The sequence below is a fragment of the Erythrobacter sp. SN6-5 genome, from assembly GCF_057364945.1.
This window is the reverse complement of record NZ_CP200282.1, coordinates 1318199-1332933: the sequence shown is the minus strand read 5'-3', so window position 1 is coordinate 1332933 and position 14735 is coordinate 1318199. Positions and strand designations below refer to the sequence as shown.

General features: G+C 56.1%; 16 protein-coding genes. 8 read left to right on the top strand and 8 right to left on the bottom strand.

The window, feature by feature from the left end:
* Positions 1 to 58: 58 nt before the first annotated feature.
* The 7 genes from AC0V6Z_RS06695 to AC0V6Z_RS06665 form a co-directional block, all read right to left on the bottom strand.
* Positions 59 to 484, bottom strand: a complete 426-nt coding sequence (locus AC0V6Z_RS06695; RefSeq protein WP_472640571.1) for a phage tail protein — start codon at positions 482 to 484, stop codon at positions 59 to 61.
* Positions 485 to 743: 259 nt separating this feature from the next.
* On the bottom strand, positions 744 to 1085 hold the full coding sequence (locus AC0V6Z_RS06690) for a hypothetical protein (RefSeq protein ID WP_472640570.1): 342 nt from the start codon (positions 1083 to 1085) through the stop codon (positions 744 to 746).
* A gap of 764 nt (positions 1086 to 1849) precedes the next feature.
* Positions 1850 to 2797, bottom strand: coding sequence for a HupE/UreJ family protein (locus AC0V6Z_RS06685; protein WP_486176453.1), 948 nt, complete (start codon positions 2795 to 2797; stop codon positions 1850 to 1852).
* A gap of 47 nt (positions 2798 to 2844) precedes the next feature.
* Positions 2845 to 3678: a peptidyl-prolyl cis-trans isomerase gene (locus AC0V6Z_RS06680; RefSeq protein ID WP_472640568.1), complete on the bottom strand. Its 834-nt coding sequence runs from the start codon at positions 3676 to 3678 to the stop codon at positions 2845 to 2847.
* Positions 3675 to 5624, bottom strand: coding sequence for a DUF3604 domain-containing protein (locus AC0V6Z_RS06675; protein ID WP_472640567.1), 1950 nt, complete (start codon positions 5622 to 5624; stop codon positions 3675 to 3677). The genes AC0V6Z_RS06680 and AC0V6Z_RS06675 overlap by 4 nt, the downstream gene beginning before the upstream one ends.
* 78 nt (positions 5625 to 5702) lie before the next feature.
* Positions 5703 to 6152 (bottom strand): MaoC family dehydratase, encoded by a 450-nt coding sequence (locus tag AC0V6Z_RS06670; protein ID WP_472640566.1) that lies wholly within the window; start codon positions 6150 to 6152, stop codon positions 5703 to 5705.
* A gap of 5 nt (positions 6153 to 6157) precedes the next feature.
* Positions 6158 to 7240, bottom strand: a complete 1083-nt coding sequence (locus AC0V6Z_RS06665; RefSeq protein ID WP_472640565.1) for a CaiB/BaiF CoA transferase family protein — start codon at positions 7238 to 7240, stop codon at positions 6158 to 6160.
* A 142-nt stretch (positions 7241 to 7382) separates the two neighbouring features.
* Between AC0V6Z_RS06665 and AC0V6Z_RS06660 the strand changes: the two genes are divergently transcribed.
* Genes AC0V6Z_RS06660 through AC0V6Z_RS06650 form a run of 3 tightly spaced genes read left to right on the top strand, consistent with a single transcriptional unit; the run spans position 7383 to position 8309 of the window.
* The gene (locus AC0V6Z_RS06660) at positions 7383 to 7700 is read left to right on the top strand and encodes a hypothetical protein (protein ID WP_472640953.1); all 318 of its coding nucleotides are present in this window, start codon (positions 7383 to 7385) and stop codon (positions 7698 to 7700) included.
* Positions 7621 to 7830 carry a hypothetical protein gene (locus AC0V6Z_RS06655; protein WP_472640564.1) on the top strand — a complete coding sequence of 70 codons (210 nt, stop codon included), beginning with the start codon at positions 7621 to 7623 and terminating at the stop codon, positions 7828 to 7830. The genes AC0V6Z_RS06660 and AC0V6Z_RS06655 overlap by 80 nt, the downstream gene beginning before the upstream one ends.
* Entirely contained in the window at positions 7827 to 8309 is a 483-nt protein-coding gene (locus AC0V6Z_RS06650; protein WP_472640563.1) for a glycosyltransferase, read from the top strand. The genes AC0V6Z_RS06655 and AC0V6Z_RS06650 overlap by 4 nt, the downstream gene beginning before the upstream one ends.
* Before the next feature lie 2 nt (positions 8310 to 8311).
* Here the strand turns inward: AC0V6Z_RS06650 and AC0V6Z_RS06645 are convergent, their stop codons facing one another.
* A complete protein-coding gene (locus AC0V6Z_RS06645) occupies positions 8312 to 8776 on the bottom strand; it encodes a hypothetical protein (RefSeq protein WP_486176452.1) in 465 nt (154 codons plus the stop codon).
* Between the two features lie 347 nt (positions 8777 to 9123).
* Here AC0V6Z_RS06645 and AC0V6Z_RS06640 point away from each other — a divergent pair, with 347 nt between their 5' ends.
* Genes AC0V6Z_RS06640 through AC0V6Z_RS06620 form a run of 5 tightly spaced genes read left to right on the top strand, consistent with a single transcriptional unit; the run spans position 9124 to position 14733 of the window.
* Positions 9124 to 9846, top strand: coding sequence for a polysaccharide biosynthesis/export family protein (locus tag AC0V6Z_RS06640; protein ID WP_472640561.1), 723 nt, complete (start codon positions 9124 to 9126; stop codon positions 9844 to 9846).
* Between the two features lie 7 nt (positions 9847 to 9853).
* Positions 9854 to 12052, top strand: a complete 2199-nt coding sequence (locus AC0V6Z_RS06635) for a GumC family protein (RefSeq protein WP_472640560.1) — start codon at positions 9854 to 9856, stop codon at positions 12050 to 12052.
* 16 nt (positions 12053 to 12068) lie between these two features.
* Complete coding sequence (locus AC0V6Z_RS06630; protein WP_472640559.1) at positions 12069 to 12941, top strand: glycosyltransferase family 2 protein; 873 nt, start codon at positions 12069 to 12071, stop codon at positions 12939 to 12941.
* Between the two features lie 2 nt (positions 12942 to 12943).
* A complete protein-coding gene (locus AC0V6Z_RS06625; RefSeq protein ID WP_472640558.1) occupies positions 12944 to 13930 on the top strand; it encodes a glycosyltransferase family 2 protein in 987 nt (328 codons plus the stop codon).
* Complete coding sequence (locus AC0V6Z_RS06620) at positions 13927 to 14733, top strand: glycosyltransferase (protein ID WP_472640557.1); 807 nt, start codon at positions 13927 to 13929, stop codon at positions 14731 to 14733. Before AC0V6Z_RS06625 ends, AC0V6Z_RS06620 begins: the two co-directional genes overlap by 4 nt.
* Positions 14734 to 14735 lie beyond the last annotated feature (2 nt).

Here is a 14735-nt window from a genome sequence, read left to right as displayed (position 1 = left end):
ACTCATTCGGAGCTTCTAGATCTGCCAAGCCGATTATCTTGCTACAAGCGTGGAGCGATTAACTTCGACTTGGGAAAATGCCTTGAGTTGCTATGCAGTACGTAATGCCGGTGTACGGAATAATAATCCCTTCTTCGCCGGGTTTTGATTTTGCAGCTTTCGGACTGCCCTTCTGCCCCACCTCCACTTGGCCCAGCCCCGGCCCCTTGCCTGCACCGACTGGAATTCGGCTACGCAAATCAGGTAACCCGAACGTTGTACGACCATCACCGCCATATTTTGTTCCCAATAGAGAAAACAAGGCCGTATTTTTACTGATAGCAAGCAACCGCCCATCCGCAGGCGCAAATCCCCTTGGGCAGAAGTTGAATCCGACGGTAATGATTTCGCCAATGAACGGGTCAGCGCCCGCTTTAGCTGGGCTGGCCCCTAAACCCAAAAACATCGAAGCGGCTAAAACGATACATACATTCTTAAGTGCCAATTTGAGCTCTCCCTTTTGAGCAATAACACTCAAAAACCATACATCAACTAGTCTGTTGCAAACAAGCTCTGTGAACGGACCATCTCCGGAAACCAAGTGCCTTCAAACGATGAATTGAAGCGTTTAAACGGACTCGTTGGCAGGCGACGCATGGCCCTCAAAACTCCACCTATTCAGGACCAAATTCCAACCAAGAGCATTTGCATTTACGGCCTCTATTTAGTTAATGCCGTCGAGAGACGGTGTGCAAGAACCGCACTCAACATACTTTAGAGTTATCTTGCGACATGGGAGCTTGAAATGAAGAATATAAGGAGCGTTTTGCCTTATCATCGATAATGGCAGGTTGTTTGATCCAATCAGCAGCAATTGCAAAAGACGTATGCGCTGCGATGAATGAAGTTAGCAAGTTTTCGTCACAGAATTTTGCGCCAATCCGTTGAGTACCCGATCCAGAAGATGACGAAAAATTTGAGACCAGCTTTATTCTTGATAATGCACGAGGATGTGAGATTTTAGATGAATACCAATCAATAGAATATTCATGCGAATGGTCATATTCCTCAAAAGAATCTTTACTTTCCGAGTATTCTATTTTCATTCAAAAAATTGAAAAATGCTTGGGTTTCGAAGCTAACTTCACCGAGTATCCGCGTATTCTCCCAGACGTTGGCAGGTATGCAAAACTCAGGACAACTACCTTTGTAAAAACTGAATTTCACAACATACGCGGCGAGGACGATTATGGGGCGCATACAGACCTTTTAGTGACCGCTAAAAAGGAACCAGAGTTTGTCAAAGGCAATCGATTTATCTTAGTGCTTTGGGTAGGACGGCAAAAGGACTAAAGGATGTTGCCGTCTGAAGGTGAACTCATCTTGTTTTGGCATTGCCCCCCGTGCCACAATATGGTGTGGTCGCCGTTGAGAAAATACGATAGGCTAATCTGAGATTTTATGTGGAACGGGCTTCGCGGAAACGCACCGTCCGCTCCTACCCCCAATGATGATCATTTTATAGCTGATACGAGACACCTCAAAGCGGACGCTCGAGTAAAGTTGGTTAGCCTCAGCACTAAACATCCCACGTCACCCTGAACTCGGTTCAAGGTCCATGCCTCGCGCGGCCAACTTGGCTTAGAGCTAAAGATGGATGCCGAACTGAATTCAGCATGACGGACAGCGGGTCCGAGGATTTTCCTACTTCGCTTGCGCTCGCTAGGACTGCGGCATGCTTTTGCCCCGTGCTCTCCAGTCCCTCCTTAATCGAGTAGATCGATCAATCAGCGCGCCTGTGATCGATTGGTTTTTTGGCCATGACTGTGTTCCAGCCGTTCCAAGCGTGCCTCACATGCGATGGACGGAGCTATGTCAAAATCCGCTCAAACAGCCAGAAGCTGGCGATGGTACCAATCGCGTAGGTGATGAGCTTCAGCGCAATCGGCCACGCTTGGGGCGCCCAGCGGAGGACCAGCCAGCGCAGGCACAGAACGGCGGCGATGACCAGCAATTGCCCCGCCTCAACGCCGATGTTGAAGGCCAGCAATGCGGCGGGCACCTCGCCAGGTGGCAGGCCAATCTCCGACAGCGCGCCCGCAAAGCCAAACCCATGCAGCAGGCCGAAACCCAGCGCGACCAGCCACGGCGCGCGCTGTGTCCAGCTCCTCGGGCGATCCGGCTTGCCGCGACCGTGCAGCTCCACCGCCAGAAACAGGATAGACAGCGCGATCAGCGCCTCTACGGGTCGCTGCAGCAATCCGGCATAGCCCAATGTGGTCGCGACCAAGGTAACCGAGTGCGCTACCGTGAAGGCCGTGGCCGCTTTAACGACCGACCAGCCGCCGCGCACCAGCAGCACCAGCGCGATGACGAACAGCAGATGGTCCCAGCCAAGCACAATGTGCTCAACCCCGATGGCAAAGTAGCTGCGCGCGACGCCCCAAGTGGTGGGCGCGGCGGCGATGAGAACGCTTGGCATGTCGGACGTCAGCCGAGAGGTCTGCGACGCTTGCCCAATCGGAACCACCCGCAGCAGAGCATCCGAACCGCTGGGCAATGCAGCAAAGCCAATCCGCTGATCCGCAAGCGCGCCCTCGCATTGCAATCGGCCGTGGCCAAGATGTGCGAGCGGGGCAGCGCGAAGAACGGGCCCTTCGATAAAGGCGCAGTTCTCCGGGATCACCAGCGCTGGAACGGGACCAGCGGCCTGGTCGGCCGATGCGACGGGCAGCTTCCAATCGAGCAGCCACTCGCCTGCCTCTTGCTCAGACAGTTCAACAACGGCGGGGCGGATCTCATCAGCGGACGCGGGCACCGCAAGCAGCGCCGCGGCACACGTCAGCAGCCATCCAAGCCATGACCTCACTCAGCGATCTCAACCGTGTAGGCGCCGCGCAGCAGTTCGTAGGCCGCTTCCTTGCGGGAGGCGATCGTCTCGCTGCGCCAATCGCTCAGGACTTGGTCGCGGACCTCGGTAAAGTCGGGCGCAGCCGCGCTGGTTCTCGCTCGCAATCGGACCACATGCCACCCGAAGCCAGAGCGCAAAGGTCCTTGCCAACTATCTCCGGGATCAAGCTTAGCGAGCTCCTTCAAGAACACCTCACCAAAGCGGGTGTCGACTTCGCGCGCAGGCATCCCTTGCGCGGACGCGGGCAAGCTGATGGTCTCACCGATAGCGCTCCAATCAGCGCCCGAGGTGAGACCGGCAATCGCAGACTTGGCCGCGCCTTCGGTCTCGAAATAGAGCTGGTCAAAGCTGTAGCTCACCGCGCCAGCATAGCGCTCCGCATTGGCCTCATACCAAGCGCGCAAGGTCTCGTCAGAAGGTGTCGCCGCTTCTGCTCGTGCGCTGGCCGCGAGGTCCATCTTGCTCGCAAGCCTTCGCCTAACGACAGCATCGCCCTGATCAAAACCCAGACGCAGCGCCTCGCGATACAGCACTTCATCGCGGACAAACCGCTCGATTTGCTGGTCGAGTTCGGCGTCGGTGGGTGCCCGGCCCAAGGTCCGCTCAAATCTCAGGGACAGGTCAGCCTGGACCGCGCGGTCGATGTCTATCGTTCGGCTGGCGGGATCAACCTCTTCGCCGCGCCAAGCAAACAGGGCAAAGACGAGCGCGCCCGCGGCCAGAAAATGGACCAGCGGTTCGCGCGTCCAATTGGGCCAGGTTCTGGCCCCGTCGTCAGGCTCGCTCACCCTTCCTCCATGATGGCAGGGGCCGTCGCCACCACCGCAGGCCGCAACCAAATTGGAGAGGTATACGCACGCTCTTGGGCGACAGCGTCTGCCATCGCTTCCTCTGACAGAGTTATACCGAAGCGCACTGCATCAAACAGCGACCAGCGCGGCGTTGGGATCTCGATGACACGCACGTAGTAGAATGCGCGCTGACCCTCGGCGTAGTCGGGATCCGTCCAGACCGTGCGCAGCTCCGCTGCACCGATGTCATTGCTATAGGTCGCCGTCTCCCGGTCTACCGTATCGCCAACAGAGGGCACCTTGCCAGCTGACAGCGCGCGGCTCTCCATATCGCTCCACACGACATCATAGACCTGTTCCTGAGCTTCGCCTGAGGCATCAATCCACCCCTTCACAACCTGAATGCGGTCAAGGTTTGCGCCATCAGGATCTTTCAGAGCAGATATCATGAAGTTCGGAGCGCTGCCATTATCGGTCAATTCGCCGCCCATTGGTACGCCGCGCGTATAGCCCGCCCTCACCCAATCGCCGTCCCAATCAGCATCGGTGAAGTCGAACCCTCCGAAGACACGCACAGACATGCGCGGCCCAGTGGTGGCGTAAACCTCTCGCCTGGCAAACGCGTCGAAAATCTCTGCCCTAGTGTTGCCGCGCGCCCATGCCGCTGCATAACCGCCTGCAAGATAATGCCAGCCAAACCGTCCTTCGCGTGTTCCAAGGTTCTGCGCGGCAGCAGCACGATCTTCGACACTTGGCTCATTGCCGGTATGCTTACCGAAGAAATTGTCCTCATCACCCGTGGCGAGCGACGTATGACTATCGGTCGAACCGATCATACCAAAGGCATAGGGGTTCACGCCAAGCTGTTCTTCTAGCGAGAGGCCTCGCTTCAGCGCTTCTCGGACATAATTTCCGCCCAGCATCTCAGGCTCGGTTTTGGCGGTGAGTGGCAAATTGCCAAGCTCCCAACCTTTCACGCCGTAACCTGCCATCTCATCATTGGGAGAGAGCAGCGGGTGAGCCTCGCTGTCCCCCTTTATCTGCGTGACCTCGACCACTGGTTCCGCCGCCGCTCGCTTGGCTGCATATTCTGCGGTCATTGCACTGCCATCAGGCATGGTCATCTCAAACATCATACCGTTGGAAAGGTTCGAGTTGTGCGGAATGGCCAGCGCTTTCCCGCCCGTCTTATCGGCATAGGCGCTCATATAGTCCCACAATTGCTCTGGCGTTGTGCTCAGGCCCGGGAAGGGCAGGACTTGGCTGGTTCGATCACTGCCATCGCGAAACATCACCACCCGGTGCAAATTATTGCCATTCGGCATGAGCGTCCATTCAAACCCGGCCAGCGCGGTGAAGCTACCCGGCTTATTGTAGCGATCAAGGATCTCCAGCTGGGTATTCCAAATGTCGGTCGTGTTTTCCTTTTGCCGCTCTGGGTCGCTCATCGCCTCAGGCAAAGTGCCATTGGCTGCCGCAGTAATTAGCTCCCCGATTGCGCGCTGAGATTGCTCGGGGCTTTCATGCATCATGTCATACCAACGCAGCATGGTCTCATCGCCCATCGCTTGCACGCCGATCCGCGGGGCATCGTAAAGCCGCCGCGTCGCCCCGAGACCATCGGAATGATCAGCAATAACCAGAAAATCGAGCGGCCGCGCAAGCTTGGCTGGCGCACCAGTGGTCGCCGTTACCTCTTCACCGCTAGCGAAACGCAGCGCCTCTTCCGGACCAAGGCGGACGCCGAAGCCAAAGGCATCGACTGAATTGTCTGTATGCAGGTGGGTATCCCCCCAATAGGGGCGGTCGGGAAACTCTGCGAGCTCGATAGTGCCTTCGCCATCACCGCTTTGTGCCTCATCAACGCCGCTTAACGCGTCGCATCCAGCGAGCGAAATGCTCGCAATGCCGACCAAAGTTGCCGCTTTCCATGTCATCTGCATGGCGTCCCTCCCATTCCTCTTTTTATGGCCAAGAATGTGGGCCGAGATAGCGCACTTCGTCAAGCTAAAGGGGAATGGTCAACTTGACTTTTGCAGCAAGGCAGAACGCTCACAGCGGCACACAACTTCATCGCGCTGGTTCGTCAACTCATGGATGAAGGTCACGACGCCCGCCTCTGGGCGCGACTTGCTGGGGCGAAGTTCTTTCACTTCGCTCGCCGCGCGCAAGGTGTCGCCGATGAACACTGGCTTGGGCGTCACGACCTTATCAAAGCCTAGGTTCGCGACCAATGTGCCCAAGGTTGTGTCGCCCACTGAGAGCCCAACCAGAAGCGAAAATGTGAAGGTGGAATTGACCAGGATTTGCCCAAACCCGCTTTCCTTCGCTGCCTCGACATCAAGGTGAAGCGGCTGAGGATTGTGTGTCATGGTCGAAAACAGGAGGTTGTCCGTCTCAGTCACAGTGCGGCGGATATCGTGTTCGATCCGTTCACCCACCTGCCATTCGTCAAAGTACTTTCCAGCCATTGGCTTTAGCCTTCTTTTTTCCAGCTTCCGGCGACGTCTGCGCCATCCATCGCGCTGTCACGGATTACGCCCGGCGTGCGGCTAAATCGCGGAGCAGGCGCCGTGTGCCACTCGCCGCCGTGCTCGACATAGGCGCCGCGGGCCTTCAAATGCGGGTGTTCGCGGGCTTTCTCGACCGGAAGGACTGGGGCAAAACACGCATCGCTTCCCTCCAGCAATGCGCACCACTCCGCCTGTGTCTTTGTTTTGAACATGATCGCCAATTGTTTGGCATAGTGATCCCAATTGCTCGGGTTCAACTGGCCTTCGCTAAGCTCGCTTGGCGCACCTGATTTAGCGAGAAATTCGGCGTAGAACTGCGGCTCAATCGCGCCCACAGAGACTTCTAAGCCGTCTGCGCATTCAAAACAGCGATAGAAATGCGCCGCCCCCCCGAGCATCCCTTTGCCCTTCTCCGTCGAGAGGATTGGCCGCGATCCGGCCCCGAAAAAGAAGCTCATCAGGCTGGTCGCGCCATCGACAATCGCCGCATCGACAACTTGCCCTTTGCCTGACCGCTCCCGTTCATAGAGAGCAGCAAGGATGCCAAATGCGCAGTACATCGACCCGCCGCCAAAATCCCCGACAAGGTTTTGCGGCGGTATCGCTGGCTCTCCCTCTCTACCAACCGCAGCGAGCGCGCCGGTGATTGCAATGTAATTGATATCATGGCCAGCCGCCTTTGCGAGCGGGCCGTCCTGGCCCCATCCCGTCATCCGGGCATAGACCAAACGCTCGTTTGTGCTGAGCACTTCGTCTGGCCCCAAACCTAAACGCTCCATCACACCGGGGCGGAACCCTTCGATCAACACGTCTGCATTGGCCAAGGTGTCGAGGCAAAATGCGCGGCCTTCATCGCTCTTCACATCCACGGCAACTCGGTTGCGCGCCCTCTCGACCACCGGATTGCTGATTTGTGTGCCATGCCGCTCAATCCGAACGACCTCAGCGCCCATATCGGCCAGCAGCATCGCAACGTGCGGACCGGGGCCTATGCCTGTGAATTCGACCACTTTGAGGCCGGTTAGCGGCCCATTGGATTGCGTCATGCAATTTTTCTCCCTCTTGTCAGCGACATTGGCCTGCCCTTGTTATGGTGGCAAGATATCGAAGGGAGATTGATTGACTTTGTAAGCAGAAGTCACGCAATTGTTTGGTCTGCGATTTTTCCAAGTGAGGGCCGGTTACGATATGAAAAAGGTCCTGGCAGTCGCATCAGGCGGCGGACATTGGGAGCAGTTGATGATGCTGCGATCGTCACTCGATCCGCACGATGTCTGCTATGCGACAACCCAAAGGGATATGGCAGCCGCACATGGTATTGAGCGCGTAGCAGAACTGCCGGATTGCAATCAGCACACGCCGATCTCGCGCACTCCTTTGCCTGATTGCGGCGATACGCCTTGTCCTGAAAGCCAGGCCTTCCGCAGTGATCTCAACCGGCGCCGCACCAGGATTTTTCTGCATTCTTGCCGGACGATTGATTGGCGCCAAAACACTATGGATTGATAGTGTGGCTAATGCCGAGCAGCTCTCAATGTGCGGCAAACTGTCCAAGCACGTGGCCCATGAATGCCTGACACAATGGGACCATTTGGCGAGCGACACCAAACCACTTTTTCGTGGGTCGGTTCTGTGATCTTAGTAACCGTTGGTATGCAGCTGGGGTTTGATCGGCTGATACGCGCGATGGACGAAATTGCGCCAACGCTTGATATGCCCGTGATCGCTCAGACGGGACGAGGCCGGTATCGCCCGATTAATATGGAATTGCATAACAATCTCGACGCAGGCCAGTTTGAAGAACTGGTAGCCGATTCCAAGTTGATCGTCTCACACGCGGGCATTGGCACGGTTCTAACCGCCCAAAGGCTTCGAAAGCCAATCGTCTTGATCCCCCGGCGAGCGGACTTGGACGAGCATCGCAATGATCATCAGCTGGCAACAGCCAAGCAATTGCGTAGCCGGCCTGGGATCCTTGTTGCTTGGAGCACAAATGAGCTAGGTGTTACGATCCGAAAGGGCCTGACAAACTCCACCTTGCCACATGTCGAACCTCAGGCCTCCTCGGAGCTTCTAAGTGCGGTCGCAGGGTTCATTGAGCGAGGCCAGATTTAGCACTAGCTGCTCTGCTTCCCCGCTACGATCATTGCGTATCGCGCCGCGCATCCAGCGACGAGCAGTGAAGCGCCAATATCCATGATCCAGTTCAGTTTTATCGGTCCACCGTAGAGCAAAGCGTCCACTGAATGCAGCGATATGATGCGCAGACAGATTAGGAGCAGCATTGCAAAAGCGGATAGCTGTGCTGTGAGCAGCATCCTGTATGCACTCACGCTGACCGCACCAGATTTGGCACGAAACCCCTGTCGGACAATCAAGCCAACGGCGATTGCCGCGATTACCAACAGAGCAATCACCGCGGGAAGCTGCCAAAAACTGCGCCCGTCATAAGCGCCTTGAGATCGCAGCAGATCGCGCATCACATCGCGCAACATGTCCTCAAGACCCAGCAGCCGTGACGCAATGAGCAGACCAAAGAACACGGCCATCAGCCGCCACGCGCGCGCCAGAGAGACGCTCATGCCCCGCTGCACAGAAACCCTCCATGCCGCGCCGCACATTATGACCACAAACAGATAGAGGCCTGCGCCAAGCCAATTGAGGAGCGATACATCCAGAAGCACTGCCGCTGCCCTTTCTTAGCCGATTGAAATCAAACTCGCCCCAAGCCATAATTTACGTCCGCCAACCGGTCCAGGAGCCAGATCGCGTTCAATGCTCGATCTTCCAGCAATCGACGAATAGGCTCTACTCACCGCGTAGCGCCGGGACACTTCATAAGAATCTGCGTAACTTGTTGCGCCTGAGGATTTGCCGCACTAGTCTCCAATACTTAAGGTTCTACCGAAGAGCCTTCGGGATCATTATTGTGAGAATTCAGGTTATTGATCAAGCACTTCGCAGTTCTGTAATCTTGGGCGTCGCGGCCATCCTGGGGGCCTGCGCCTCTCTACCTCCAGCCAACATTGGCGCAAGCGTCACCGCGCCAAATGAAGCGCTGGGACAGGCAGACTATACCTTCCAAAAGCCGGACACATATCGGCTGCGCGCTTCGGACATCATTTCCGTCAGTGTCTTTCGTGAGCCTGACCTTTCGCTCAGTGATGTACGCGTAGGGGTCGATGGGATCGTTTCTCTGCCAATGTTGGGGCGTCACGAAGTTGGCGGCAAGACAACTGGTGAGATCGAGAGCGAACTCACCCAAAGGCTGGACACTCTGGGCCTCAAAAGCCCGCGCGTCAGCGTCAATATCTCCGATTATGCATCCCATTTGGTGACGGTCGAAGGAGCCGTGCAAGAAGCAGGCGTGTACCCGTTTCAGCCGGGTGCTCGGTTGTCATCCGCGATCGCAATGGCGAAAGGGGTCACCCGCGTTGCTGAACTTAAGCAAGTGGCGGTCTTCCGCACCCGCCCCGATGGCATTTATGCGGCGCGCTTTGACTATGGCGAGGTCAGCCGCGGCACGATGCTGGACCCGGTGCTAGAACCCGGCGATAGAGTTGTGGTGGGCACCTCAACATTGTCGCAGTTCTGGCAAGACACACTCCGCGCGCTGCCAGCCTTTGGCGTGTTCGCAAGCCTGGACAATTGAGCCGATCATGAACGAGACATCTGCAGTCCAGCAGCCCGCGCCTCAGCCGCCTCCCGCTTGGTACGATCGCTATCTTCCACCGTCTCAACCGAGCACACAGGAGCGGCGACCACTGTTCGACGTGACAGCCTTGCGCGGACTGCTTTTCAGGCAACGCTGGTCGATTGGCGGCACTGTCCTGCTTGCTCTTGTTGCCGGGCTCATCCTCACAATGCTGCAACAGCCGGTTTACCAAGCCGAAACAACGTTGAGAGTGGAGCCGCGCGGACTCTATGTCGTCGAAGGTCAGGACGTCGCCCCGCAAATCTACAACAATGAAATTTCCAGCTACATGGCCACTCAGGTTGGCGTCATCGAAAGCTACAACCTTGCGCTCGTCGTTGCCCAAAATCTCAAGCTAGCCGAACGACAGGAGTTCATCGGCGCGGAAACAGACAGCGGCCGCGCCAATGGCCGCAATGACGAACAATGGCTTGAAGACAAAACCGCCATGGCCGCATCGATGCTGAAGGGCGGGCTGACTGCGGATATTCCCTATGACAGCCGCATTGCGACGATCAGCTACCAGTCGGAAAACCCAGCATTGGCGGCGGAAATCGCCAATGCTTATGCCGAGGCCTATGTCTCATCAGACGCGCGGCGGAATGTCGACAGCAACGAATATGCACGCGCATATTTGCAGGAACAGGTCACCGATGTGCGGGCTCAGCTGCAAGATGCTGAGAAGGCGGCAAACGCCTATGCCCGAAGCAATGGTATCGTCACTCAAAGGCCAGCAAGCGAAGACGGCGAAGCGGCGACAACAACGACCGCAGCCAATCTGACGAGCATAAACCAGACCACCAGCGCGGCCCGTGCAAAACGCATAGCCGCGGAGCAAAGATGGAGAGCCGTTTCCTCCATACCGGCTGCACAATTGCCGGAGGTGCAGGACAATGTGGTCGTCCAAAATCTGCAAAACACTCGAGCACGGCTGATCGGAGAACGCACCAATCTGCAGCAGCGTTACAACGACCAATATCCTTCAATCGTAGAAATCAACGCTCAAATCGCCGAAGTTGAGCGTCAGATCGCAAACGCCAGTGCTGATATCAAAGCAAGCATTCGCAGCGATTTCGTGATTGCCCGTGAGCAGGAACGTGCGCTTACGCGCGAATTGCGCTCGGTCACGCAAGAAACGCTCAACGAACAGGATCGCCAGGTGCAATACAGTGTGCTCGAACGAGAGGCTGGCGCCCTTCGTAGCCAGCTTGCAGAGCTCTTGGAGCGGTTAAACTCGATTAGCACAGCCGCCAATGTGCAAAGCGGCTCCATCACGCGGCTTGACCCCGCCTTGGTGCCATCCTCGCCGATATCGCCCAATCTTATGCGCAACCTGCTGATCGCTCTCGTAAGCGGCCTCGCACTGGCTGGCGGACTGGCAGTGATACGCGAGACCTTCGATGATCGCTTGCGCTCACTCGACGACGTTGAAACAAAGGTTGGATTGCCGCTGTTTGGGTACACGCCCTATGTCGATGAGGCCAAGATCCATGAAGAAGGGACAGAGCAGCATGGGGCATTGATGGAAGCCTATGCGTCGATCCAGTCGACGCTCGACTATGCGATGTCACGGGATAAAAATGTACTGCAATTCACCAGTGCCCAGCCGGGTGAAGGGAAGTCGACCAGCGCGCTAATCCTGGCTGAAATGTTCGCTCGGCTAGGCCGCAAGACGTTGCTGATTGACGGGGATCTACGCAAACCCTCGATCGCAAAATTGCTGGGCAGCGAACCGCCCGAGGCGGGCCTCGTAGAGGTCTTGCTCGGGCATTCTGATTTTGGAACAGCGGTGGTCAAAGGGCCTCATGAAAACCTTGATGTACTGGCTGTAGCGGCACTTCCGCCCAATCCAGTTGAGACACTGTCGTCAGATTATCTGGCCAATTTTCTATCAAAGCAGCGGCAAGACTATTCGATCATCCTGATCGATTCCTCTCCCGTTATGGGGATCGCAGATGCCCCGCTGCTCGCCAAACATGTTGATGGGACAATCTTCATTCTTGAGGCGAACAAGGTGCAATTCGGCCAAGCCAAAGCGGCCGTAAAGCGGTTGCAAGGCGTCGGCGCCAATGTCTTGGGCGTGGTCCTGACGAAGTATCGCGCGCTGACCGCCGGGCAAAGCTATGATTACCAATACCGCTATTACCAATATGAGGACAAATGAGCGGGACCAAAGGCCGATGGACACGGCGTGCTTTACAGTCATCATTCCTGCTCATGATGAGGCCGCAGTGATCGCGCGTTGCCTCGCCTGTCTGTACAAGGATGCACCGGTAGACGCCGATTTTGAAGTGATCGTGGTGGCCAATGGATGCAGCGATCAAACTGCGCAAATAGCGCGCGAGTTCGCTCCTCAGGCCAAGGTTATGGAAATAGCTGAGACGTCCAAAACTGCGGCCATGAATGCGGGGCGAGAGGCAGCGTCGTACTACCCTCAAGTGTTCTTAGACGCAGATGTGATGTGTAGCTTTGGAACGCTCCGGTCTCTGACTGACGCACTAGAGAATAGTGAGGTCTTGGCTGCCGTACCCAAAGCGCGCTTCGATACATCGAAGTCCAGCTCACCCGTGCGAGCCTATTACAAAGTCTGGCAACAGCAGCGCTTTGCGTCTTCGGCGTTGGGCGGTGCGGGATGCTTTGCCATCTCAAAGCAAGGCTTGGAACGCATCGGCCCCTTCCCCACGATCATCGCAGATGATTTGTGGGCTTTGTCTCGGTTCGCAGGCCATGAAAGAGTGTTGGTGATGCAAGATAGTGCTGGTGAGCCAGTTTATTGCACCATAACCCCGCCCCAAACTGCGATCGAACAGGTTCGCGTCGAAGCGCGACGTCGGATAGGTAGCGAACAGGTCCGTCGCCATTTCCCAAGTCCTCATTTGCGAGAGGCAAGCAAAGGCACCATCTTCAAATCCGCATTTGCAGGAGGAACGTCACCCTTAGCCGCCATAACTTTTACGGGAATGAAACTCGCCTCGAAACTACTGGCGGAATGGCGCAAGCTGCGCGGGAAACAAGCAATCTGGGTCCGCGATCACAGCTCGCGCAAACTGTGAACATGGATCAGCCCCGGACATCTTCACCAATCGACATTTCCGTTCTGGTTGTGGCCTTCAATTCGCGGGGCTTGATTGATGAATGTTTGGGCTCCATCGAAAAAGCTAAAGAGCGAGCAAGTGTTGAAGTTCTGCTCATCGACAATGGCAGTGATGGGACGGAGAAACATGTCTCGGATAACTTCCCGCAAGTCACGACAATAGCCAGCGAAGGCAATGTCGGATTTGCGCGAGCGAACAACCGGCTGGCCCAGCATGCGAAGGGCCAATATTTGCTGCTGCTCAATCCAGATGCTTTTCTGCAATATGGAGCGCTCGATGCGCTGCTGGATGGCGCCGCCCGCCACCCTGATGCCGGTGCCTGGGGCGGGATCACTCTGGATGGCAATGGGCAGCCAGATTTTGGCAATTCCATTCAAATGCCATCTTTGCGAGGCTTTCTATCCAGCATGATTGGCCTCTCTGGGGCGCAAGACACCCATTCTTCAGGCATTATGAGCGACCGGCGGGCAGACGTCCTGTCCGGTGGTTTCTTCATGATCCGGCGCGATCTTTGGGAAGAGATGAGCGGTTTGGACGAACGCTTCTTCCTATATTGTGAAGAGGTCGATCTGTGTTTGCGTCTGCACAAATCAGGATATGATTTGTGGCAGATAGCCGCTGCAAAGGCGCACCATAAAATCGCACATGGCAATTTTCAGTCGCCACTCCGCCGCCTCTATCAAGCTGCTGGGACCATGGAATTTCTGAAGAAACACTGGCCTTTGCCTAAGCGGATCATCGCTGCTTTATTGATCTGGAAGGCTGCAATATTGCGGGTAAGTCTCGGCGCGCTTCTGGGATGGTGTAGCGATAGGCTTGCAGCTGCTGGCAAGGGATATCGCCACGTTGCATTGCGTCCGGACCTATGGCTGCGCGGCTATCACCCCAGGTCCGGTTTGAAGGCTAGGCTTGATCGCGGTGCACTGACCGATCGAACGAAGCAGTGAGCCTTCAGCACTTTCTTCTCACGCGTTTCAATATCGCGAGCGACGGCCGAGAGGCCGCGATCCGAGGCCGTAGTGGATGGCTCGACAGACGAATGGATTTGTTTGAAGAAATATGCCTGCCCAGTGTGGCGGCACAAACTGTGCACGATTTCCAGTGGCTCATCTATTTCGATGCTAGAACCGATGAAGTCTATCGCAAACGGATCCAAAACTGGCGTATGATTGTGCCGTTCGAGGCATTGTTTGTTGATGATTTCGTATCACGCAGAGCGGCTAACGATATCAGAAAACGCCTCAGCGCGAGCACCGAAAAGCTGCTGACAACGCGGCTCGACAATGACGATGCGATAGCACGCTTCTTTATCGCCAAGCTGCATGAAACAGCAGATCAGATGCCGATTGGGACGGCGCTTAACTTTCCAACGGGCTACAGTTTAAGGGCGCATAAATTGTACCATGCGAGCGACCCAAACAGCCCCTTTGTGTCTCTGTTAGAAGGGTCGGACGACATAAAAACTGTTTGGTGCGATCAGCATAGAAAATTGCAAAACAGCTATCCATACAAGCAGATTCAATCGCCACCCGCTTGGCTTCAGACAATTCATGGCGAGAATGTCTCGAACCGTATCAGGGGCCCACGCGTGGATAGTCCTACGACGCTTTTGAGCTTTCAAATTGCAGAGCACCGATTGCCCCGCCCTCCGAGTGTGCTCGCGACCAAAGCGGACAGATGGATTTGGTGGCCAATGAGATGGGTTCGAGAGCGCGCAATTGCCTTGGCAAAGCGAATTCTAAACCGCTGACG

Coding starts and splice junctions, on each gene's coding strand:
- AC0V6Z_RS06635 (WP_472640560.1), top strand. CDS start 9,854: ATGAACGAGACATCTGCAGTCCAGCAGCCCGCGCCTCAGCCGCCTCCC.
- AC0V6Z_RS06625 (WP_472640558.1), top strand. CDS start 12,944: ATGGATCAGCCCCGGACATCTTCACCAATCGACATTTCCGTTCTGGTT.
- AC0V6Z_RS06670 (WP_472640566.1), bottom strand. CDS start 6,152: ATGGCTGGAAAGTACTTTGACGAATGGCAGGTGGGTGAACGGATCGAA.
- AC0V6Z_RS06660 (WP_472640953.1), top strand. CDS start 7,383: ATGAAAAAGGTCCTGGCAGTCGCATCAGGCGGCGGACATTGGGAGCAG.
- AC0V6Z_RS06630 (WP_472640559.1), top strand. CDS start 12,069: ATGGACACGGCGTGCTTTACAGTCATCATTCCTGCTCATGATGAGGCC.
- AC0V6Z_RS06665 (WP_472640565.1), bottom strand. CDS start 7,240: ATGACGCAATCCAATGGGCCGCTAACCGGCCTCAAAGTGGTCGAATTC.
- AC0V6Z_RS06675 (WP_472640567.1), bottom strand. CDS start 5,624: ATGCAGATGACATGGAAAGCGGCAACTTTGGTCGGCATTGCGAGCATT.
- AC0V6Z_RS06690 (WP_472640570.1), bottom strand. CDS start 1,085: ATGAAAATAGAATACTCGGAAAGTAAAGATTCTTTTGAGGAATATGAC.
- AC0V6Z_RS06645 (WP_486176452.1), bottom strand. CDS start 8,776: ATGAGCGTCTCTCTGGCGCGCGCGTGGCGGCTGATGGCCGTGTTCTTT.